The organism is Deefgea rivuli DSM 18356 (assembly GCF_000620145.1).
In the GTDB taxonomy this organism is placed as follows: Bacteria; Pseudomonadota; Gammaproteobacteria; order Burkholderiales; family Chitinibacteraceae; genus Deefgea; species Deefgea rivuli.
In genome coordinates this window covers 49,447-71,533 of sequence record NZ_JHVM01000016.1, presented here as the reverse complement: position 1 = coordinate 71,533, position 22,087 = coordinate 49,447, and the positions used below count along the sequence as shown (strand labels likewise).

Genomic DNA, 22,087 nt, shown 5'->3' with positions numbered 1-22,087 from the left:
GCGATTTAAAACGCTATTTCACAGCCCCACGAATCAACGCGATCAGTTGATTCGTGTTCTGCGCCACAGAAAACCGCGCCCGGTTTTTCTGCTGACCATGCGCCGCCCACGTACGCATCTGCTCCAGATGAGTGAGCGCCCAGCTAATCGATACACTCCAAGCCGCCACATCACCCGCAGCGACTAAAAGGCCATCTTCTTGATGCGCCATCGTTTCTGGAATGCCGTCTGTATCAGAGGCGATAGTTGGAATGCCAAGATTGAGTGCCTCAATCTGGAACATACCAAACGGCTCGCTCAATGAGGGCAAAATCGCCAGATCAGCACGGCGCAATAAGCCCACCATCGGGTTAATCATTCCCAATACACACGCATGCTCTTGCAAACCCAGCTCTTCAATCATCGCCTGCAAAACGGGCTGCAAATGGCCTTCACCCGCAATCAGAAAACGCAACTGAGGATGCTGTTTTAGAATTACTGGCATCGCCTGCAAAATAACCGCGTGGCCTTTTTCTTCACGCAGCATTGCACCTTGCAGCATCACGGGGCCGGGGCGGTTTTTTAGCCATTCAGCAGCTTGGCGCGGCAACTCGGCATGCTGTGCGTTGGCTTCAATCTGCGCGAAGTCGATTCCTGGATAAAGAACACCTACTTTACTGCTTAGGATCTTAGGATTTTTGAGGATACGGCCGCGCAAATGCGCGCTACAAGCCAAAGTGTGATCGAACAAATAGCGATACGGCAATGAACTAGGTACACCAGGCTGATAAGTTCGCATGCGGATAATCAGCGGGCGCTGCAAACCACAAAGTCGGCTGGCAATCGCGCCAATATTGGCATCATGACCACTATGAACGATGACTGCTGCTGCATTCAACTCGCGCAAATGCTGGCGAACAGTAAAAATGCTGGGCAAGTGCAGCGCATTGCGAAAGCGCGCCGCCGCCACATCCAGACCACGCTCTTTGGCGAGGGCATAAATTCTGGAAGTCGGTTTACAAATCAAGCGCGTGCGCCAGCCGCGTTGTTGCAGCTCGCTCATTTGCTGCAATAATTGCAGCTCTTGACCGCCAATATTCATCGAGCTTTCTAAAAACAGCGCGGCATCAGAGCTGAACTTTCGTTTTGAATCTCTGCGAGTCATTGCCTTACGCAACCTCAGCAAACTGTACCGCATGCATTTGTGCATACAAGCCAGCACGCTGCATCAGCTCAGCATGGCTGCCCATTTCGACGATTTTGCCTTTACGCATCACAACGATACGATCCACTTTTTCGATGGTAGACAGTCGATGTGCAATCACTAAAGTGGTGCGGCCTTGCATGAGGTTTTCTAAAGCTTGCTGCACTTTGCGTTCCGACTCGGTATCGAGCGCACTGGTTGCTTCATCCAAAATTAAAATCGGTGCATCTTTATAAATAGCGCGCGCAATCGCCAAACGCTGCCGCTGCCCACCCGATAGACGCACACCATTCTCACCGAGCATCTCATCAAAACGACCTGGCATTTGCTCGATAAACTCAGTCGCATGCGCCGCATCAGCCGCCGCGCGCACGCGTGCTAAATCGATTTGCGCTGCACCATAGGCAATATTCGCTGCGACTGTATCGTTAAACAACACCATATCCTGCGATACCAACGCGATTTGCTCGCGCAAATTCGCCAATTGATATTCAGACAGCAAAACACCATCTAAGCAGATTTCGCCCTGAGTCACTTCATAAAAGCGCGGCAATAAGCTCGCCAATGTGGTTTTACCACTGCCCGATTGCCCAACTAAAGCCACGCTCTCACCGGGTTTAATCTGCAAATCAACGCCATTGAGCGCATTATTGCCGCCCGCATGATAAGCAAACTCAAGTGCACGAACACTAATCTCACCACGAGCGCGCCCGGTTTTATATTGCCCTGTATCGCGCTCTGGCGCTTGATCCAATATCGCAAACACCGATTCTGCCGCGGCTAAACCACGGTGCAGAGAATCACTGAGTTTGGAGAGATTTTTGATCGGCTGTTGCAGCAACATCATCGAGCTCATAAAGGTAACAAATGCACCCGCACTCATCATGCCCGCCGCCGCTCGCACGCCTGCAAAGTAAATAATCGCCGCCATTGCAACGGCAATTAAAAACACCGTAAAGCCAGAATTCAAGCTAGACGTCGCAGCACGCTTGATCGACAAATGCCGAACGCGCAAATTGGCGCGGCCAAATCGTTGCTGCTCATACGCCGTGCCACCAAAGATTTTAATAATGCGCTGCCCTGATAAGCTCTCATCCAGAATCTGGCTCATTTCACCCATCGTATCTTGCGTTTGCTGCGATAAACGCCGCTGGCGCTTACTCACGATACGAATCGACACCGCCGCACCGGGCAACATAATCAGGCAAAACAAAGTCAGCTGCCAATCAATCAAAATCATCGTCGCCAACAGCCAAATCGCCAGCGCAGTATCTTTGACCAAGACCGTCAACACATTCAAACCCGCATCCATGATTTGATTGATGTCGTACGTGACGCGAGACAATAAAGTACCAGTCGATGACTGATCAAAATAGCTCACCGGCATATTCATTAGCCGCGCAAAGACTTCACGGCGCAAATTATGCATCACTTGGCTCGATAACCATGCACTGCCATATTCATACGCGAAGCTAGAAACCAGTCGAACCAGTCCCAAACAAAATAGCAGCAGCGGCATCAGCCACAGCACTGGCCCGCCCACGGGCTGCAAAAAATGCTTTAGCTGATCAAGATATTGTGCCAGCGCATTGGATCGAGTAACGACACCGCCACCTTGAAAACTATCAATGATATAACCGAGCAAACCCACCATCGCGCCATCGACGACGCCAGCCACCACCATCGCAGCTATCGATACAGCGGCAATTAATTTATACGGCGCGATATAACTTAAAATTCGAAAATAAAGTTGTCGACTCGTCATTGGGCGCAATCCACAGGCTTTTGCAAACCATACACATCAAAAAAAATTTCAGGCTGAATCAATTAAAAATCCCCATACCGTGCTTGCAGCAAACCTGCGATCACTGGCGCTACACTTTCAGTACGCAAAATACGCGGCCCAAGAATAATCGAGGTATAGCCTGCCAGAACTGCTTGATCATCCTCTTCAGGCGAATACCCACCTTCAGGACCAATCAAAACGCTGACACTTGTAACTTGCGTTGGCAAACTAGCCCAAGCCACAGCCCCCGTCGGGCACAGCAAGAGTTTTAATTCACTGTTGTCCGTAGCAGCCAAAAATTGCGCTAAAGAAATGATCGGGCGAATTTCCAGTAAACGCGTTCGGCCACATTGTTCGGCGGCGCTGGCGGCGATGCCTTGCCAATGCGCCATGCGTTTTTCGGCGCGTTCGCCCGAATAACGCTGCTGGCAATATTGCGAAATCACCGGCTGCAATACGGCCACACCCAGCTCAGCGGCTTTTTGTACCGTGTAATCCATCCGGTCGGCGGCCGAGATCGCTTGCACCAGCGTGATTTTCAACGGCGATTCACGATCCACCGCATCAAATGCTTGCACACTGACGCTCACCGTTTTCTTTCCCATTGCCGCAATTTCAGCGGCATATTCCCCGCCCTGCCCGTTAAATAAATTCAGCGCATCGCCCGGCTGCATCCGTAACACTTGAACATGCCGCGCGACAGCCTCGGGCAAATCAAGGCTGAGGCCAACACTCAGCGGCAAATCAACATAAAAACGCGGCATAAAAATCCAATCAGGTGATCAGCAAACGCTGAATCAATAGGCCAGTAAATATAAGTAATGACAAAGAAATAACAAAATAGAGTATCCAGCGTATTACTTTCAGCCAATACACATCGCGGCTACGCACATAGCGCACACCAGAGTAGGCGATTCCCAGCACTGCCAGCACAAACAGCGCTCTTAAAATCGCGAACACCTTAGATACCTAAGTCGGGCAAATCGTGGAAGGCAGAAGGGACGTCTTCGATGCGATCAAAACTAACCATTTCGTAATTGCTTGGATCAGAAAGCAGCTCGCGCAGCAGCTTATTATTCATCGCATGGCCTGATTTATAGCCAGAAAACGCAGCGATCAGCGGATGACCCAGAATATACAAATCGCCAATTGCATCGAGAATTTTATGCCGAACGAACTCGTCTTCAAAGCGCAAACCACCTTCATTCAAGACGCGAAACTCATCGATCACAACCGCATTATCCATATTGCCACCACGCGCCAAGCCATTCATGCGCAGGTATTCAACTTCATGAATAAAGCCAAAAGTGCGCGCACGGGCGATTTCGGTAATGTAGTTCGATTTGGCAAAATCCAGCGCTATCGTTTGCGCTGATTTTTTAAAAGCGGGATGTTTGAAATCAATGGTCAAGCTGACTTTGTAGCCGTTGTGTGGCTCAAACTTAACCCATTTATCGCCATCGTGAACTTCGATGGGCTTGAGTACTTTGACAAACTGCTTAGGCGCATCCAGCTCGTGCACGCCGGCAGTTTGAATCAAGTATATAAACGGTGCAGCAGAACCATCCATAATCGGCATTTCAGGGGCATCGACTTCGACAATCACATTGTCGATGCCAAGCCCTGCAAATGCAGACATCAGATGCTCAATGGTGCCGACACGCACGCCGTCTTGGACGAGCGTCGAGGAGAGACGCGTGTCGTTCACCAAATCTGGGCCGACTTTGAACGGCGCTGATTCGGGCAAATCAGAGCGCTTAAACACAATTCCATGGTTCGCTGGGGCAGGTCGCAAGGTGAGTCTTACTTTCTCACCGGAGTGCAAACCAACGCCAGTAGCCTGGATGGTCGAATCCAAAGTTCTTTGTAAAAACATGGCCGTTCTGCCTATTTCCAATCAATTTATCGATTTTACCAGCCTTAGGCAAAGGGCTGGATGAATCATTACTATCACATCGATTGAAAAGCGTAAGGGCTATCCTCACACTCTATCCTTACAATTTTAGTCCGCTTGGCGGCGCAAAAATGCAGGAATATCCATATCAATATTGCTCATCGCAGGACGTGCTGCCGCTTCTGGCGCACGATTACCACGATTATTGCGCCAAATTGCTGGAGTATCGTAGGCATCTTCGTACGCTACGTTATCCGTGCCGGTTTTCAGCGATTGGCTGCTAACTACAGTCAATGATGGCGTGCTAATCGCTTTGCCACCTAAACCGGTTGCAACCAAAGTCACACGGATTTCATCTTCACCCAAAGCTTCGTCGTAAACCACACCGTGTTTTACCAAAGCGCCGTCTGCAACGTGCGATTCGATAATTTCAAGCGCTTGACGCGTTTCAGATTTCTTCAATTTACCCGGTGCAGTCGAGAAATTCACCAACACGCCGCGTGCGCCTTTAAAGCTAATATTGTCCAATAATGGGCAACGAATCGCTTCCTCAGTCGCGCGGATCGCACGGTCTGGGCCAGTCGCGTGAGCTGAACCCATCATCGCCATACCCATTTCACGCATGACAGTTTTCACGTCGGCAAAGTCAACGTTGATCAAACCTGGGTACTGAATGATTTCAACGATAGAGCCAACGGCATTACGCAATACATCATCGGCAGCGCGGAACGCTTCGTCGATGGTTACATCATCGCCCAGCACTTCTTCGAGCTTTTGATTCGACACGACAATCAAAGAATCCACATAGCGTGCTAGCTCGTCGATACCTGATTGCGCTACTTTTTGACGGCCGCCTTCGTCTAAACCTGGTTTGGTCACGACGCCAACGGTCAAAATCCCTTTCTCACGCGCGACTTGCGCGATCACTGGCGCAGCGCCAGTACCCGTGCCACCACCCATACCGGCAGTGATAAATAATAGGTCAGCCCCCGAAATCAGTTCAGCGATACGCTCGCGATCTTCTTCGGCGGCTTGACGGCCGATTTCTGGATTACAACCTGCGCCAAAGCCTTTCGTCAATTCAGCGCCCAACTGAACGACATTGTCTGCTTTAGATTGCTTTAATACCTGTGCGTCGGTATTCGCCGAAATAAAATCGACGCCATGCGATTGCATCGCGTGCTCGATCATATTATTGATTGCATTGCAGCCTGCGCCGCCAACGCCAATCACTTTGATGTTCACGTGATGTGAAACCTCTGGTACTTCAATTAATAATGCCATTTTCACTCTCCTCTTGCCCGATTTTACTGCTTACCCGAATATTTCAGAAGTTATTTTGAAACCATGACTTCATTCTGCCAAAAACATCACCCATACCACCTTCTTTGCCTCGGTGACCCGGCGCTTTTTGCATTTGTTGTCGCGCCAATAAAAGCAAACCGACTGCGGTTGAATAACGTGGATTTTTCACCACCTCAGCCAAACCGCCCACATAACGCGGCAAACCTAAACGCACCGGCATATGGAAAATTTCTTCAGCCAAATCAGTCATACCAGGCATCAAAGATGCACCACCAGTAATCACGATTCCGCTCGACAAACGATCTTCAAAGCCCACGCGGCGCAATTCAGCCTGCACAAAGCTATACAACTCTTCAACGCGTGGCTCGATCACTTCAGCCAAAGTGTGCCGCGACATCTGCCGCGCGCCCCGCTCACCAACACCTGGCACTTCAATCATCGTTTGTGGGTCGGTCATATGCCGCAACGCGACCCCATGTTGAATTTTGATGTTTTCTGCCTCACCCGTTGGCGTACGTAATGCCATCGCCACATCATTGGTAATTTGGTCGCCTGCAATGGGGATTACTGCGGTATGGCGAATCGAACCGCCGATAAATACGGCGATATCCGTCGTACCACCGCCAATATCGACCAAACACACACCTAAATCTTTCTCGTCATCGGTCAGTACTGCATAGCTTGAAGCCAAAGGCTGCAACACCACTTCAGCGATTTCCAAGCCACAACGACGCACGCACTTGGTAATATTCTGCACCGCGGACACCGCGCCCGACACAATGTGCACGCGAACTTCAAGGCGCACGCCGGACATCCCCAGCGGCTCTTTCACATCCTCTTGCCCGTCGATCACATATTCTTGCGACAAAATATGCAGCACTTGATGATCGGTCGGAATATTCACCGCGCTGGCGGTTTCAATCACGCGGTCGATATCGGCCTGCGTCACTTCTTTATCTTTAATCGCCACCATGCCGTGCGAATTCAGGCTCTTAATGTGGCTACCTGCGATGCCGGTATAGACTTCACTGATTTTGCAATCGGCCATTAATTCGGCTTCGCCGAGCGCCGATTGAATCGCCGCAACGGTTTTCTCAATATCGACCACGACGCCGCGCTTCAAACCTTTTGATGCAGCCGAGCCCAAGCCCACCACATTCAATGAGCCGTCTTCCTTCACATCAGCCACCACCGCGACCACTTTCGATGTCCCGATATCTAGCCCAACGATGAGGTTTTTTGCATCCCTAGTCACTGACAGCCTCTTTTACAAATCTTAAGGTTTAACTTTAAATAACACGGCCAACTTATTACTTTTTAACACTTTAAGCCATTAAAAGCATAAATCATGCCGAAGCTTTAATCGCCTTAGGCTTGACGACAGACGGTGCTGTTTTCACGGCACTTCCCTTCGCTGCAAGCGGCTTTTCAATCGGTTGATAAGTCGGTAATCGCACCGCAAATCCATTCGGATAACGCAAATCTACATACTCAAACGGCTGCTGCAAGAGCGCCAAAGTATTCGGATAAGCTTTCACAAAGCGCTTCACTCGATCCACTGGATCATCACGGCCAATTTCAACAATCAACTGCCTATCCAACTCAAACCGCCATGCTCGCCGATCTGACAACCATAAATGCGTGGGCTTGCGTCCCAGCGGAGCCAATGCCGTTTTCAAACTTTGAAAACCATCGACCATCAATTTTTCAGTGCCGTCTGGCCCTTCCAGCACCGGCAAAGGGTCACTCGTCGCCGCATCAAATTTCTCGCCATGTGAATTGAGTAAACCCGCAGTGCCCCAACGGGCGACTGCTTGATGCTCTTCAATATTCACTTCGAGGCGATCTGGCCAGCGACGGCGCACTTCAACCTGACGTACCCACGGCAATTTCTCAAAGTTCTGCCGTGTTTTATCCAAATCCAGCGTAAAAAACGTGCCTTTCAACTCGTTTTTAATCACGTATTGCAATTGCTCACGCGTAACGTGCGTTAAATCGCCATCGACTTTAATCCGCCGCACCGGAAACAACGGTGAGTGCACCGCCAAAAACAGCAGCGAATAAAACAACAACATCAGCGCCAAAGCCGTCAGCAAGTTCGCAAACCACATCAATAGCTGCGGCTTATCCCACATAGGGAATGACTGCCAACGATAGCTGTGGAAACGGCACGAACATATTTGATTCCATTTAATTCTTAGAGGGTGCTAACAGCACCCAACCCACTCGGGTATATTAACGCAGGCGAATTATAACAAGAGTTGCAAGGATATACCCTTACAAACCCATAAATACTACAAGGTTGTTGCTAAAATTTTCAGCACCAGTGTTTCGTAACTCATTCCCGCCTCACGCGCGCACATTGGAAACAAGCTATGTGTCGTCATTCCAGGGGCCGTATTTGCTTCAAGCAAGTAAATTTTGCCTTCTTCATCAGTTAAAAAATCGATACGCGCCCAGCCTGTCGCCCCTAAAATTCGATATGCTTTTTCGGCCAAACTCCGTGCTTGCTGCTCTTTTTCATCCGATAAACCGGCTGGGCAGTGGTATTCGGTGTCATCACGAATATATTTCGACTCGTAATCGTAAAATTCTGTTTTTGGAACGATTTTCACCGTTGGCAACGCTTGGGCATCTAAAACAGCGCAAGTGTACTCACCGCCACCGATATTGCGCTCAGCCAAAACCACCGATTTATGGCGAGAAACCTCAGCCCATGCGGCATCTACATCTAACAATGACTTCAACTTCACTACGCCAACGCTTGAACCTTCATTCGCAGGCTTCACAAACAAAGGCAAACCCAGATCTTGTGCTGCCAGTTTTAACTGCACTGCGCTTTCAACAATCCGATAATCAGGCACAGGTAAACCCGCCGCTTCCCAGAGCAATTTGGTACGCCATTTATCCATACCAATTGCAGAAGCCATCACTCCACAACCGGTGTACGGCACACCAAGAAACTCCAAAGCGCCTTGAATCGTGCCATCTTCACCGCCACGGCCATGCAAGATCAAAAATGCACGATCAAAACCTTCAGCTTGCAGTGCTTGCAATGGTTTATCAGCAGGATCAAATGGATGTGCATCCACGCCGCTAGCTTGCAAAGCCGCTAAAACACCCGCTCCGCTCATCAATGACACTTCTCGCTCTGCCGAGCTGCCACCCATGATGACTGCTACTTTTCCGTACTGATTCATTTGCCCATCTCACTCAATAATTTCGGGGTATTCCCTATCGTGCCCGCACCCATCGTGACGACGACATCGCCATCACGCACTGCGGCAAGGATTGCCGCTGGCATGTCGGCAATAATCTCCACAAACACTGGCTCAACCTTACCTGCAACGCGCACCGCACGTGCCAATGAACGGCCATCGGCGGCAACAATCGGCGCTTCACCCGCAGCGTAAACTTCAGCCAGCAACAGGCCATCAACGGTATTAAGCACTTTGACGAAATCTTCAAAGCAATCACGCGTTCGTGAATAACGATGCGGCTGAAAGGCCAGTAATAAGCGTCGCCCCGGAAATGCACCACGCGCCGCAGCCAAAGTCGCCGCCATTTCAACCGGGTGATGACCATAATCATCGACCAAAGTGAATGAACCACCCGCTTCAAGTGCCACTTCGCCGTAACGTTGGAAACGACGTCCCACACCTTGGAATGCCGCCAATGCTGCCACAATCGCGGCTTCATCCGCGCCCACTTCAATACCAATCGCAATCGCGGCTAAAGCATTGAGCACGTTATGCATGCCAGGCATATTCAGCGTCACTGCCAAACGCCGTGATTCGCCATTTTCCCAAACCGCATCAAAACGCATTTGGCCGTTATCAGCGACGATATTCTCAGCGCGCAACATCGCATCTTCAGACACACCATACGTCGTAATCGGGCTAGTCACTTTCGGCAAAATCGAGCGCACATGCGGATCGTCAATGCATAAAATTGCACGGCCATAAAATGGTAAGTGATGCAAAAATTCAATAAATGCTTGCTTCAATTTCTCGAAATCATGGCCGTAAGTGTCCATATGGTCGGCATCGATATTGGTCACGACCGAAATCACGGGCGTCAGCAGCAAGAACGACGCATCGCTTTCATCCGCTTCGGCAACCAAAAAATCACCCTGCCCCAAACGCGCATTGGTGCCGGCAGCATGCAATTTTCCACCAATAACAAAGGTCGGATCCAAACCTGCCGCCTCAAGTACGCTAGCGCTTAAACTGGTCGTGGTCGTTTTACCGTGCGTACCGGCAATCGCAATCCCGTGCTTTAAACGCATCAATTCAGCCAACATCATCGCGCGCGGCACGACCGGAATCTTGCGGCGACGCGCTTCCATTACTTCAGGATTGTCGTCTTTCACTGCACTCGAAATCACCACAACATCAGCATTCGCAACATATTCAGCCGCATGACCTTGAAATACTTCCGCACCCGCCGCAGCCAAACGCCGCGTCGTCGCGCTCACACCCAAATCGGTGCCGCTAATCTCAAATCCCAGATTGAGCAGTACTTCAGCAATCCCACTCATGCCGACACCGCCAATCCCAACAAAATGGATGCGTTTTACTTTATGTTTCATTGCGCTAATTCTTTAATCACTGCAACCACTGCGGCGGTTGCATTAGGTTGGGCTAAAACACGTGCGGCAACGGCCATTTTCAGGCAGCGCTCGCGCGTCATTTCTTGGATCATTTGGGCTAAATGCGCTGGGTTGCTTTCATTCTGTGGCAGCAATACGCCCGCACCTGCTTTGCTTAAAAATTGGGCATTACCGGTTTGATGATCATCCACAGCATGTGGAAATGGCACCAAAATACTCGCAGCACCTACACAAGCCAGCTCGGCCACTGTCAGCGCGCCTGCGCGGCACAGGACTAAATCGGCATCAGCATAGGCTTGTGCCATATCGCCGATAAACGCCACGCAATCTGCATTGACACCTGCGGTGGCATAATTCGCTTTCAAGGTTTCAATGTGCTTTTCACCCGATTGATGCGTAACTTCAGGTCTAGCGTGCTCAGGGATTAAAGCTAACGCTTGTGGTAACTGCTCATTAAATACTTGTGCGCCCAAACTACCACCAACAACTAAGAGTTTCAGTGCGCCACTGCGCCCAGCAAATCGAAGCTCTGGTTCTGCCACGGCATTCATTTCGTCGCGTACCGGATTACCAACACATTGATAACGGGCGACTGCACCCTGACAGCCTTCTTGGTTCGGAAATGCTGACGGAAAAGCAAACAACACGCGATTGGCAATTTTCGACAGCACTCGATTAGTTAAACCGGCGACCGAGTTTTGCTCATGAATGACCAAGGGTAACCAGCACAAGCGCATCGCCAGTCCACCAGGAAAGCCAGTAAAACCACCAAAACCAATTGCCACATCAGGGCGACGGCGGAAAATTAAATCCACCGCAGTCAAAAGTGCTTTAGTTTGCACCCAAGGTTGGCTCAATTTTTTCAACCAACCTTTACCGCGTACACCCGTAATATCCAAAGTCACCAGATCGATACCGTGCTGCGGCACAACGCGGGTTTCCATTGCGCCTTTTGCGCCCAACCAAACCACATCCCAACCTTCTGCGCGCACTGCATTGGCCACCGCCAAAGCAGGAAAAATATGCCCACCCGTGCCACCAGCCATCACCAAAAGGGTACGTTTTGTCATACGTTATACCCCCGAATCATTTGGCGATTTTCATAATCAATTCGCATTAAAAAACCCAGCGCTAATAAATTGGCCACAATGCCAGAACCACCGAATGATAACAGTGGCAGGGTTAAACCTTTAGTCGGCATTACACCCATATTCACGCCAATATTAATCACCGTTTGTATGCCAAACCAAATACCGACACCTTGCGCAGATAATGATTGCCAGTGCCTTTCTAATTTATTCGCTTGCACGCCAATCGAAAAAGCACGAAACACCAAAAATGCAAATAGCATAATAACAATGGCTACACCGATAAAACCGAATTCTTCAGCAATAATCGCCATTAAAAAATCGGTATGCGCTTCGGGTAAATAAGACAATTTCTCGACACTTAAACCCAAGCCCACGCCGGTAAATTCACCACGACCAAAAGCAATAAGTGAATGACTAAGTTGATACCCTTTGCCATACGGATCTTGCCAAGGATCTAAAAAGCCCAATACACGTGCACGGCGATAAGGACTACTCACAATTAAAGTGAAAAATGCCCCCCCCAATACCACAACCAAACCTGCAAACAATTGCCAACTAAATCCAGCTAAAAACAAAGTACCCATTGCAATTGCACTAACGACAACCAATGCGCCCATATCAGGCTCGGCGAGTAATAAGCCCCCCACAACGGCCATTACCGCAGCCAAAGGCAATAACACTTTGGTAAAACTTTCTGAAAACGCCGCGCTCATACTGCTATTTTTTCGTACGCTATAATCTGCCGCATACAATACAACGAAATACTTAACCAATTCAGAAGGTTGTAAATTAATAACGAACAAACTCAACCAACGACGACTACCATTGACTTCTTTACCAATCCCAGGGATCAACACCATCACTAGCATTAAAATACCGGCGATAAATAATAGTGGCGCATATTTACGCCATGTCTCGGTTGGAATGTTGAAAGAAATAAATGCAGCAAAACAACCCACTACTAAAAAAACAGCATGCCGAATTAAAAAATAATTCGATTTAAAGCCCGTATCTTTATCGACTTCCGCCATCGCAATCGACGACGAATATACCATCACCAAGCCTATCGTCAGCAGCATCACGATGCACCAGAACAGCGCCTGATCGTAGGCGCTCATCGTTGGCTTCATGCGCTTCATGGCTTGGTAAAAAATTTGGCGCATTAGCCTTCCAAATCTTTCACTGCAGCGATAAATACTTCTGCGCGGTGATGGTAATTTTTAAACATATCTAAGCTGGCGCACGCTGGCGAGAGCAACACGACATCACCAGCTTCAGCAAAATTGCTTGCCACTGAAACGGCCATTTCCAGCGTCGGCACCATCATCACTGGCAAGTAATTATCGTCACCCTCTTCGTCGTCTTCATCCACCGCTAAATACGCTGATGTCGCTTCATTCAACACTTCGGCAATCGCTGGCGCATCGCGGCCAATCAGTAAAACTGCACGGCAAATTCGCTCACAAGCATCAAACAAAGGTGAAAAATCTTGCCCTTTGCCATCGCCACCGGCGATCAATACAACAGGGCGCGTCATGCCTTTCAGCGCCGCTTCTGTCGCGCCAACATTGGTGCCTTTGGAATCGTCGTAATACGCAACGCCATTCACTTCTGCGACAAATTCAACCCGATGCGGCAAACCTTTGAAGTTTTTCAGTGCGCTCACGAGCGGCTCAATGGGCAATCCCGCAGCGCGGCACAGTGCAATGGACGCCAAGGCGTTTACGGCATTATGCAAACCAGCAAGCGGTAATTCCGACGCTTTGAGCAACTCGACTTCGCCACAGCGCAAGCTAAAATCACCTTCGATTTCAAGCAAGCCATACTCAGCAGCATTACGCGGGGTATCAGCCCCAAACCATATAATTTCTCGACCTTGCCGAGACATACCTCGGCACCATCCATCTTCACGATTTAGCACTTGCACGCCGACGCCAGCAAAAATACTGGCTTTGGTCGCCGCGTATTCTTTCATTCCGGCATAACGATCCAAATGATCTTCCGACACATTCAGCACCGTGGCAGCGATAGGCGCTAATGAAAACGTCGTTTCCAATTGAAAACTAGATAATTCCAACACCCAAAAATCAGGCCACTCACCACGCGCTTCCCATTCGATCAGAGCCGCCAACACCGGCACGCCGATATTGCCCGCCATCACCGTGGTTTTACCCGCCGCTTCGCACATTTGCGCGACCATCGTTGTGACGGTGGATTTGCCATTTGAGCCGGTAATCGCAATCACTTTGCTAGGCTTGCCGACTAAAACTTGCGCCAACAATTCCACATCGCCAATCACGTTGATGCCATGCGCAATCGCAGCGGCAATTTCTGGCGTAGCCAAAGGAACACCCGGACTCGTAATCAGCAAATCGGCATCAGCAAAAGTATCGACATTGAATGCGCCTAAACGCAGCGTGACTTGCGGTAACTCGGCCTGCAAACTTTCCAAATTCGGTGGTGTGCTGCGGCTATCGGCCACTGTCACGCACGCGCCCTTGCTCACCAACCAGCGTGCCGTCGCCAAGCCGGTTTCACCCAAGCCAACGACGATGCAATGTTTTGCTTTGAGTTCCATCTGCGCTTACCGTAATTTCAAGGTGGCTAAGCCCACCAAGACCAAAAGCATCGTAATAATCCAGAAGCGAACCACAACTTGTGTTTCTTTCCAGCCTTTCAATTCGTAATGATGGTGCAGCGGAGCCATCCGAAACACGCGCTTGCCGGTCATTTTAAAGCTGGCGACCTGAATCATCACCGACAGCGCCTCAACCACAAACACGCCGCCCATAATCAGCAAAACGATTTCTTGGCGCACAATCACAGCGACCATGCCCAAGCCAGCGCCCAGCGCCAACGCGCCCACGTCGCCCATAAACACTTCAGCGGGATAAGCGTTAAACCATAAAAAGCCTAAACCAGCGCCAACCATTGCGGCACAAAATACAATCAATTCGCCCGCACCCGGCACATGCGGCACACCCAAATACACCGCAAATTTCGCATTACCTGCAACGTAGGCAAAAATACAAAAAGCGCCCGCAACCAGAACCACCGGCATAATCGCCAAGCCATCCAAACCATCGGTGAGATTGACTGCATTGCTGGTGCCAACGATCACGAAATAGGTCAGGATACAAAAACCGATTGCGCCAAAGGGATAGAGAATTTCTTTGTAAAACGGAATAATAAAACCGGTCGTCGATGCATCACTGCCCACATTCACCAAAAACAAGCCAGCGCCAATCGCAATCGCTGATTGCCAAAACATTTTGGCTTTGGCTGATAAACCTTTTGGGTTTTTCAGCGCGACTTTTTTGTAATCATCAACAAAACCAATCACGCCCGTTGCCAGCGTCACCACCAACACCAGCCAGATATATTGATTACGTAAATCGCCCCAGAGCAAGGTGGTCAGGCCAATCGACAACAAAATCAACGTGCCACCCATCGTTGGCGTACCGGCTTTAATCAAATGTGTTTGCGGACCATCGTCACGCACCGATTGACCGACTTTTAGCTCGGCCAGCTTGCGAATCACCCACGGACCCAAAGTCCAAGAAATCGTCAATGCGGTAATCGTCGCTAACACGGCGCGCAAAGTTAAATAATTAAATACATTAAAGGCGCGAACTGATTCGCCGAGCCATTGCAACAACATCAGCAACATGGCTGCACTCCTTCTAAAGCATTAACAATTTCTTCCATCCGCATAAATCGCGAACCTTTCACCAACACATGCGATTGCGGCGTGAGCACGGCATTGAGCGCTGCCAATAAATCAGCTTTATTCGCAAAATGCTGGCCTTGTGCGCCAAATGCTGCGACGGCGTGTGCCATCTGCTCGCCCACCGTCAACAAAACCGTAATACCTTGTTGCTGCGCGTACGCGCCAATTTCTGCGTGACGCTCTGGCGCATCGTTACCCACTTCGCCCATATCACCCAGAACCAAAATTGTTGGCACTTTGCTGCTTTGACCTATTGCGGCCAATACATCAACCGCAGCGCGCATTGAATCGGGATTGGCGTTATAGGTGTCATCCAAGACGCTCGCACCATTGGCGGCGCGTTTGGCCTGCAAACGCCCTTTGACACCGCTCCAAGCCGATAAACCGGCGGCGATTTGCGCCAAAGGAATTTGCAAAGCAATCGCCGTCGCCGCAGCAGCCAGCGCATTGCGTACATTGTGTAGGCCGGGAACGGCCAGCGTTACAAGCGCTGAGCCCAAAGGCGTCGCTAATTTAAAGCGACTGCCATCCGCATTTAGCTCAATATCTTCTGCTGTGATTTCAGCGTCTTGCAGACCAAACGAGATCGTCGCTTGTTCACCCGCTAATTCACGCCACACGCCAGCAAATTCATCATCGGCGTTAATAATCGCCACGCCGTTGGCTACTAAACCAGCGAAAATCTCACCTTTGGCTTTTGCTACACCCGAGACGGAGCCTAGGGCTTCTAAGTGCGCTGCGCCCGCGTTATTCACCAGCGCCACATCAGGTCGCGCGATTTTGGTTAGATAATCAATCTCACCAAAATGGTTCATGCCCATTTCTGCGACCACAAAACGATGCTCGGCACGAATGCCCAACAAGGTCAGCGGCAAGCCGATATGGTTATTTAAATTACCTTTGGTCGCGTGTACAAAGTCTGGATTGCCCGCATGTACAGCCAAGATACTCGACAACATTTCTTTCACGCTGGTTTTGCCATTACTGCCAGTAATAGCCGCTAGCGGTTTTGCAGCATGCTTTGCACGCCAATACCCCGCCAACTGACCAAGCGCTTGCAATGTATCGCCAACAATAATCCGATTGCCTTCACCCGCTTGTTCAACCACGGCGGCCACAGCGCCTTGCGCGAATGCTTGCGCGACGAAATCATGCGCATCAAAACGCTCACCTTTGAGCGCAACAAACAAATCACCGGCACGAATATCGCGACTATCGGTGGTGACGCGCGTGAACACCAGCTCAGGATTTCCCTGTAGCGTGGCATTAAGCGCTTGCGCAGTTTCCTGCAAATTCAACATCATTACTTCCTTATTACTTTTTTTGCCAATGCAGTACTGGCGATCTCAACATCATCAAAATGCTGCCGAACGCCTTGAATTTCTTGGTAGGTTTCGTGCCCCTTACCGGCAATCAAAATCACATCCGTGCTCGCTGCCATATCAATGGTGTCGCTAATCGCATGCAAGCGATCTGATTCAATCGCGTAATTGGCATTGCCCGTACCGGGAACGCCTTCAACGCCAGCAATAATTTGCTCAATAATGTCGCGCGGTTTTTCACTACGCGGATTGTCGCTGGTGATGACGACCGAATCAGCGAGGCGACACGCAATTTCACCCATCAGCGGACGTTTTCCGGTATCGCGATCACCGCCGCAGCCAAACACACAGTACAAACGTGAATTCATCGGCATCGCTTCGCGCAAAGTAAGCAACGCTTTTTCCAGTGCATCAGGCGTGTGCGCGTAATCGACGATGACTAGCGGTTTGCCAAACCCGCCCAAACATTGCATCCGACCTGGCGCAGAACGAATCTGACCCAGCACACGGCAAGCGTCTTCCAGCGCTACACCATCAGCGAGTAAAACGCCCAAGCAGGCCAATAAATTGCTGACATTAAACCGCCCCAAGAGCGGCGAATTAATTGCGGCTTCACCCAGCGGCGTATCGACCACCAAGGAAATACCATCCAGCGATGATTCAAAATGCTTGACGCGCAAATTGCCTTGGCTAAAACCATAGGAATACACTTTTGGCGCAGTGGTGAATTCTAATAACTCACGACCAAACGCGTCATCGGCATTAATCACCGCCGTTTGCAGCCCTTCCCACTCAAACAACTTGGCTTTGGCTGCGGCATACGCCGCCATCGTGCCGTGATAATCCAAATGATCGCGCGTTAAATTAGTAAATACCGCCGTTTTAAATGGCACACCGTGCGCGCGCGCTTGCTCTAAACCATGCGATGACACTTCCATCACTGCATGCGTTGCGCCTTCGGCGCGAAATTTCGCCAGCCAAGTCTGTACGCCAATAGGGTCGAGCGTCGTATGGCTGGAGCTTTCTAGGCTACTCAAAAAGCCATTACCTAATGTACCCAAAACGCCAGTTTTATTGCCCAAGCTATCAAAAGCTTGTGCCAGCCAATTGGCAATCGAGGTTTTACCATTGGTTCCAGTAATACCCACTACGGGCATTAGCCCAGAATCGTTATTTAATAAAGCACAGGCAATAATACCCACCTGATAGCGCAGTGCGGGCACCGCCAACTGAGGCACTTGCCAAGCCCGATTCCACGTAAAATCGTCTTCTTCCCACAGCACTGCAACTGCGCCATTGGCAATTGCATCGACAATATACAAGCGGCCATCTGCATATTCGCCCTGAAAAGCAAAGAACACGTCACCTGCTTTTACCTTGCGGCTATCGATGACAAAAGGCCTGCCACCGACAAAATTAATCACCGCAGACAAATCAAGGGCAGGCAATTCCCAGCTCGCAGGCTTCATGTCTCTTCCTTCACTTCGAGTTCTTGGCTCGGTAAGAAAATATTGGTCGTTGGTGCATCAGGCGGCACGCCCAACATCCGCAAACTGCCCGCCACAACGCTGCTAAAAATCGGCGCAGCCACTAAGCCACCATAACGCAATGCAAATGCAGGCTCGTCGATCATGATTGCCACAATCAAACGCGGATTTGAAATCGGTGCCAAACCCACAAATGAAGCCACCCGCGCCGTATCGGAATACGCGCCATTGACTAATTTTTTCGCCGTACCCGTTTTACCGCCAACGCGATAACCCACCACTTGCGCACGTGTTGCCGTACCGCCAGGCAAAGTCACCATCTCCAGCATTTTGCGAACTTGCTCAGCCGTTTGCGCTGAAACCACTTGTTTACCTGGCGCAGGGGCGACCAGCTTGGTAAACGTCACCGGATGAATTTCGCCATTACCCGCAAACAATTGATACGAGCGCGCCATTTGCATCAAGCTCACTGACATGCCGTAACCAAAGCCCATGGTCGCCTGTTCAATCGGCCGCCAGTTCTTCCAAGGACGCAAGCGACCTGCAGCTTCACCTGGAAAACCCGTGTGTGGCACTTCGCCAAAACCCACGTCTTTATAAAACTGCCACATCGCTTCTCTATCCATCATCAGCGCCATTTTGGCTGCGCCCACATTCGATGATTTTTGAATAATGCGTTCTACCGTTGCTGCACCCACCGCGTGATCGTCTTTCACCATATTCGGGCCAATGGCCATCGTGCCACCACCGGTTTGAATCACCGTTTGCGGCGTCACTTTGCCCGCATTCAAGGCCATCGCGACCGTAACAGCCTTCATCGTCGAGCCTGGCTCATACAAATCAGTCAGTGCACGATTACGCTTGTGTGCCGGATCAATCTTTGCGCGGCTATTTGGGTTGTACGATGGTGCATTCGCCAAAGCCAGCACTTCGCCCGTTCGGGCATCCAACACCACAATCGCCCCGCCCACAGCACCAGCGGCGTCAACCGCATTTTTCAGCTCTCGATACGCCAAGTATTGAATTCGGCGATCAATCGATAACTGCAAGGTTTGTCCTTCTTGCGGCGGCACGATGGTTGAAACGTCTTCAACAATGTAACCACGCCGATCACGAATCACCGTTCGCGAACCAGGCTTACCCGCCAACATTTTTTCCCGCGTTAGCTCAAATCCTTCTTGGCCTTTACCATCGATATCGGTAAAACCCACGATATGCGCCATCACTTCGCCTGCGGGGTAATAGCGTCGATACTCCGTTTGCGAAAACACGCCAGGAATTTTCATCGCCATCAACGATTTAGCATCGGCAGGCGAAATATGCCGCTTCACCCACAGAAAATCGGACTTCACTTCTTTGCCTTGCGAGTTTTTTCGCGAAGCCTTTAATTTTGCCAATAACTCACCTGGCTTTAATTGCAGATGAGTTTCTAATTTTTTTACTTCTTCCAACGACAAAGGCACGGGCTCATCATCATTGGCTGGCTTCCAGTCTTCAGCACGTTTTTGCCCTGCAGGCAAAATCAACATACTGCGCGGGCTCATCCAAATCGATTGCACCGGTGTTGAAATCGCCAGCGGCTCGCCATTACGGTCGGTAATCATCCCGCGATTGGCTTCTAACTTTAAAGTCCGGCGATAGCGCGCATCGCCTTGATCTTGCAAAAAGCCTTCATTCCAAACTTGCAGATACAGGCCTCGGCCGAGCAGACCGACAAACAGCAGCATCAAACCACCGAGCACCGTCCATACACGCCAGCGCTCTAACTTTGGTTTCAGTGGATTGCTAAAACGAGCCCCACGACTGCCCACAGTTTTACTCGCCAAAGCCATTACAGATCTTTCACCTCAGGTTTTTGCACGCTCTCACCATGCTCTAAAATCACCTGAGTTCGATTAGCTGGGGCCACTTGCATACCTAAATTTTGCCCCGCCTCTTTCTCAATCCGCGAGTGCATTGCCCACGTACTTTGCTCTAGCTGCAACTGCCCCCACTCCACATCGAGTTTTTTGGTCAGCACATCTTCTTTTTGCAATTCAATAAATAGTTTTCGAGCTTTATGTCGACTGGTAATCACCGCCAAAGCGCAGATCACTAATACCGCCAGCAAAAACATATTCAAACGAGTCACAATGGCCCCGCTGTGCGCTCAGCAATCCGCAAAATCGCACTGCGTGCGCGCGGATTAAGCTTCAATTCGTCTTGGCCTGCACGAATCGGTTTGCCGATTACTTTTAACGGTGCATCGGCGATTTCACTAGCACGCACCGGCAAGCGAGACGGCAAATGATCGCCCTTCGCCGCATCTTGAATGAAGCGCTTTACAATTCGGTCTTCTAAGGAATGAAATGCAATCACCGACAAGCGTCCGCCAAATTTCAGCAAACCCAGCGCTTGTGGCAGAACTAACGAAAGCTCTTCAAGCTCGCGATTGATGAAAATCCGTACAGCCTGGAAGGTACGCGTCGCCGGGTTCTGGCCCGGCTCACGGGTGCGGACTGCCGTTGCCACGACCTCGGCAAGTTGGCCTGTTGTAGTAAAAGGTTCGCTTGCCCTACGCGTAACAATCGCTGCTGCAACATGCCGAGCAAACCGTTCTTCGCCATAATCTTTTACCACCTCTGCAATTTCTTTTTCTTCGGCAGAATTGAGCCACTCTGCCGCCGTCATTCCCCGCGTCGTATCCATACGCATATCCAGCGGAGCATCAAATCTAAAACTAAATCCACGCGAAGCATCATCCAATTGCGGTGACGAGACGCCCAAATCCATCAAAACACCATCGAGCTGAGTAATACCCAATTTGGCCAAAGAGTCCGCCAGTGTGACAAAACCTTCGTGAACAATCGTAAAACGTGGATCAGTAATCGTTGCCGCTTCGGCAATCGCATGCAGATCTTTATCAAACGCAATCAAACGGCCATTCGGGCCGAGTTTGGATAAAATCAAACGCGAGTGACCACCACGACCAAAAGTACAATCGACATAAATCCCATCAGGCTGGATTGCTAATGCATCCACCGCCTCATTCAGCAATACCGTGCAATGCACAAAGCTTGTTGTCACGACTTCACTCAAAGCACGATCCCTTGCATATTATTTTCCAGTTCATGGGGATCCATTGCCATCACAGCATCCGTTGTCGCATTCCACTTCGCGTCATCCCACAATTCAAATTTATTGCCCATACCCACCAAAGCAACGGCTTTATCGAGCTGAGCGCGTTGACGCAAGCTAGGCGGAACTAAAATCCGCCCTGACGCATCCATTTCAACTTCTTCTGCCTGACCGACGATAAAACGCCGAATCGGCATTTGTGCACCCGACAAAGTATTAAGTTTATCGCGTACCGGAATCCATTCGGGTTCAGGGTAAACCAGCAAGCAACCCGCAGGATCAGCAGTCACGATGAGTCGCCCCTGTGCACGGACGAGCAAAGCGTCGCGGTGCTTGGCTGGAATCGCCAAACGCCCTTTGCTATCCAGTAACAGAGATGAAACACCACCAAACATAGTTGTTTAGTTCCTTGGCTGATTCGCCATTAAGTAGTGCACTTGCGTCAAATTCGTTGGCGCTGCGATTTTAGCGAAAATCGCGCTATAAAAATACACTTTTACCCACTTTTCCCCACTGAAGCCCACTATAGAGCAAAAAAAAAACCGGCACAAGTTGCGCCG

General features: G+C 50.1%; 20 protein-coding genes. All 20 read right to left on the bottom strand.

Features of this window, described 5'->3' with window-relative positions; all coding sequences use genetic code 11:
• Window positions 1–13: 13 nt before the first annotated feature.
• The 20 genes from Q320_RS0108475 to mraZ all read right to left on the bottom strand — a co-directional run bounded on the left by Q320_RS0108475 (window position 14) and on the right by mraZ (window position 21,922).
• Window positions 14–1,144 carry a glycosyltransferase family 4 protein gene (locus Q320_RS0108475; RefSeq protein ID WP_051534599.1) on the bottom strand — a complete coding sequence of 377 codons (1,131 nt, stop codon included), beginning with the start codon at window positions 1,142–1,144 and terminating at the stop codon, window positions 14–16.
• 4 nt (window positions 1,145–1,148) lie between these two features.
• Entirely contained in the window at window positions 1,149–2,948 is a 1,800-nt protein-coding gene (msbA, locus tag Q320_RS0108470; RefSeq protein WP_027468641.1) for a lipid A export permease/ATP-binding protein MsbA, read from the bottom strand.
• A gap of 62 nt (window positions 2,949–3,010) precedes the next feature.
• On the bottom strand, window positions 3,011–3,733 hold the full coding sequence (locus Q320_RS0108465; RefSeq protein ID WP_027468640.1) for a 16S rRNA (uracil(1498)-N(3))-methyltransferase: 723 nt from the start codon (window positions 3,731–3,733) through the stop codon (window positions 3,011–3,013).
• Between the two features lie 10 nt (window positions 3,734–3,743).
• On the bottom strand, window positions 3,744–3,929 hold the full coding sequence (locus Q320_RS0108460; RefSeq protein WP_027468639.1) for a hypothetical protein: 186 nt from the start codon (window positions 3,927–3,929) through the stop codon (window positions 3,744–3,746).
• A 1-nt stretch (window position 3,930) separates the two neighbouring features.
• A complete protein-coding gene (lpxC, locus tag Q320_RS0108455; protein WP_027468638.1) occupies window positions 3,931–4,845 on the bottom strand; it encodes a UDP-3-O-acyl-N-acetylglucosamine deacetylase in 915 nt (304 codons plus the stop codon).
• 126 nt (window positions 4,846–4,971) lie between these two features.
• A complete protein-coding gene (gene ftsZ, locus Q320_RS0108450) occupies window positions 4,972–6,147 on the bottom strand; it encodes a cell division protein FtsZ (RefSeq protein WP_035853192.1) in 1,176 nt (391 codons plus the stop codon).
• Between the two features lie 43 nt (window positions 6,148–6,190).
• Complete coding sequence (gene ftsA / locus Q320_RS0108445) at window positions 6,191–7,423, bottom strand: cell division protein FtsA (protein ID WP_211251201.1); 1,233 nt, start codon at window positions 7,421–7,423, stop codon at window positions 6,191–6,193.
• Window positions 7,424–7,514: 91 nt separating this feature from the next.
• Entirely contained in the window at window positions 7,515–8,303 is a 789-nt protein-coding gene (locus Q320_RS0108440) for a cell division protein FtsQ/DivIB (RefSeq protein WP_027468635.1), read from the bottom strand.
• Between the two features lie 159 nt (window positions 8,304–8,462).
• Window positions 8,463–9,368 carry a D-alanine--D-alanine ligase gene (locus tag Q320_RS0108435; RefSeq protein ID WP_027468634.1) on the bottom strand — a complete coding sequence of 302 codons (906 nt, stop codon included), beginning with the start codon at window positions 9,366–9,368 and terminating at the stop codon, window positions 8,463–8,465.
• Window positions 9,365–10,759, bottom strand: a complete 1,395-nt coding sequence (murC, locus tag Q320_RS0108430; protein ID WP_027468633.1) for a UDP-N-acetylmuramate--L-alanine ligase — start codon at window positions 10,757–10,759, stop codon at window positions 9,365–9,367. Before murC ends, Q320_RS0108435 begins: the two co-directional genes overlap by 4 nt.
• Entirely contained in the window at window positions 10,756–11,850 is a 1,095-nt protein-coding gene (gene murG, locus Q320_RS0108425; protein ID WP_027468632.1) for an undecaprenyldiphospho-muramoylpentapeptide beta-N-acetylglucosaminyltransferase, read from the bottom strand. Before murG ends, murC begins: the two co-directional genes overlap by 4 nt.
• Entirely contained in the window at window positions 11,847–13,034 is a 1,188-nt protein-coding gene (ftsW, locus tag Q320_RS0108420; RefSeq protein ID WP_084282497.1) for a putative lipid II flippase FtsW, read from the bottom strand. The genes murG and ftsW overlap by 4 nt, the downstream gene beginning before the upstream one ends.
• On the bottom strand, window positions 13,034–14,449 hold the full coding sequence (gene murD, locus Q320_RS0108415) for a UDP-N-acetylmuramoyl-L-alanine--D-glutamate ligase (protein WP_027468630.1): 1,416 nt from the start codon (window positions 14,447–14,449) through the stop codon (window positions 13,034–13,036). Before murD ends, ftsW begins: the two co-directional genes overlap by 1 nt.
• Before the next feature lie 6 nt (window positions 14,450–14,455).
• A complete protein-coding gene (mraY, locus tag Q320_RS0108410; RefSeq protein ID WP_444542286.1) occupies window positions 14,456–15,538 on the bottom strand; it encodes a phospho-N-acetylmuramoyl-pentapeptide-transferase in 1,083 nt (360 codons plus the stop codon).
• Entirely contained in the window at window positions 15,532–16,905 is a 1,374-nt protein-coding gene (locus tag Q320_RS0108405; protein WP_211251200.1) for a UDP-N-acetylmuramoyl-tripeptide--D-alanyl-D-alanine ligase, read from the bottom strand. Before Q320_RS0108405 ends, mraY begins: the two co-directional genes overlap by 7 nt.
• Window positions 16,905–18,392: a UDP-N-acetylmuramoyl-L-alanyl-D-glutamate--2,6-diaminopimelate ligase gene (locus Q320_RS0108400; RefSeq protein WP_027468627.1), complete on the bottom strand. Its 1,488-nt coding sequence runs from the start codon at window positions 18,390–18,392 to the stop codon at window positions 16,905–16,907. Before Q320_RS0108400 ends, Q320_RS0108405 begins: the two co-directional genes overlap by 1 nt.
• Window positions 18,389–20,242, bottom strand: a complete 1,854-nt coding sequence (locus Q320_RS0108395) for a peptidoglycan D,D-transpeptidase FtsI family protein (RefSeq protein WP_035853190.1) — start codon at window positions 20,240–20,242, stop codon at window positions 18,389–18,391. Before Q320_RS0108395 ends, Q320_RS0108400 begins: the two co-directional genes overlap by 4 nt.
• Window positions 20,242–20,541 carry a cell division protein FtsL gene (gene ftsL, locus Q320_RS0108390; RefSeq protein ID WP_027468625.1) on the bottom strand — a complete coding sequence of 100 codons (300 nt, stop codon included), beginning with the start codon at window positions 20,539–20,541 and terminating at the stop codon, window positions 20,242–20,244. The genes Q320_RS0108395 and ftsL overlap by 1 nt, the downstream gene beginning before the upstream one ends.
• Window positions 20,538–21,488: a 16S rRNA (cytosine(1402)-N(4))-methyltransferase RsmH gene (gene rsmH / locus Q320_RS0108385; protein ID WP_245590987.1), complete on the bottom strand. Its 951-nt coding sequence runs from the start codon at window positions 21,486–21,488 to the stop codon at window positions 20,538–20,540. The genes ftsL and rsmH overlap by 4 nt, the downstream gene beginning before the upstream one ends.
• Window positions 21,485–21,922 carry a division/cell wall cluster transcriptional repressor MraZ gene (gene mraZ / locus Q320_RS0108380; RefSeq protein WP_027468623.1) on the bottom strand — a complete coding sequence of 146 codons (438 nt, stop codon included), beginning with the start codon at window positions 21,920–21,922 and terminating at the stop codon, window positions 21,485–21,487. Before mraZ ends, rsmH begins: the two co-directional genes overlap by 4 nt.
• Between the last annotated feature and the right edge of the window lie 165 nt (window positions 21,923–22,087).

Coding starts and splice junctions, on each gene's coding strand:
- Q320_RS0108475 (WP_051534599.1), bottom strand. CDS start 1,144: ATGACTCGCAGAGATTCAAAACGAAAGTTCAGCTCTGATGCCGCGCTG.
- msbA (WP_027468641.1), bottom strand. CDS start 2,948: ATGACGAGTCGACAACTTTATTTTCGAATTTTAAGTTATATCGCGCCG.
- Q320_RS0108465 (WP_027468640.1), bottom strand. CDS start 3,733: ATGCCGCGTTTTTATGTTGATTTGCCGCTGAGTGTTGGCCTCAGCCTT.
- lpxC (WP_027468638.1), bottom strand. CDS start 4,845: ATGTTTTTACAAAGAACTTTGGATTCGACCATCCAGGCTACTGGCGTT.
- ftsZ (WP_035853192.1), bottom strand. CDS start 6,147: ATGGCATTATTAATTGAAGTACCAGAGGTTTCACATCACGTGAACATC.
- Q320_RS0108440 (WP_027468635.1), bottom strand. CDS start 8,303: ATGTGGGATAAGCCGCAGCTATTGATGTGGTTTGCGAACTTGCTGACG.
- Q320_RS0108435 (WP_027468634.1), bottom strand. CDS start 9,368: ATGAATCAGTACGGAAAAGTAGCAGTCATCATGGGTGGCAGCTCGGCA.
- murC (WP_027468633.1), bottom strand. CDS start 10,759: ATGAAACATAAAGTAAAACGCATCCATTTTGTTGGGATTGGCGGTGTC.
- murG (WP_027468632.1), bottom strand. CDS start 11,850: ATGACAAAACGTACCCTTTTGGTGATGGCTGGTGGCACGGGTGGGCAT.
- ftsW (WP_084282497.1), bottom strand. CDS start 13,034: ATGCGCCAAATTTTTTACCAAGCCATGAAGCGCATGAAGCCAACGATG.
- murD (WP_027468630.1), bottom strand. CDS start 14,449: ATGGAACTCAAAGCAAAACATTGCATCGTCGTTGGCTTGGGTGAAACC.
- Q320_RS0108405 (WP_211251200.1), bottom strand. CDS start 16,905: ATGATGTTGAATTTGCAGGAAACTGCGCAAGCGCTTAATGCCACGCTA.
- Q320_RS0108400 (WP_027468627.1), bottom strand. CDS start 18,392: ATGAAGCCTGCGAGCTGGGAATTGCCTGCCCTTGATTTGTCTGCGGTG.
- Q320_RS0108395 (WP_035853190.1), bottom strand. CDS start 20,242: ATGGCTTTGGCGAGTAAAACTGTGGGCAGTCGTGGGGCTCGTTTTAGC.
- mraZ (WP_027468623.1), bottom strand. CDS start 21,922: ATGTTTGGTGGTGTTTCATCTCTGTTACTGGATAGCAAAGGGCGTTTG.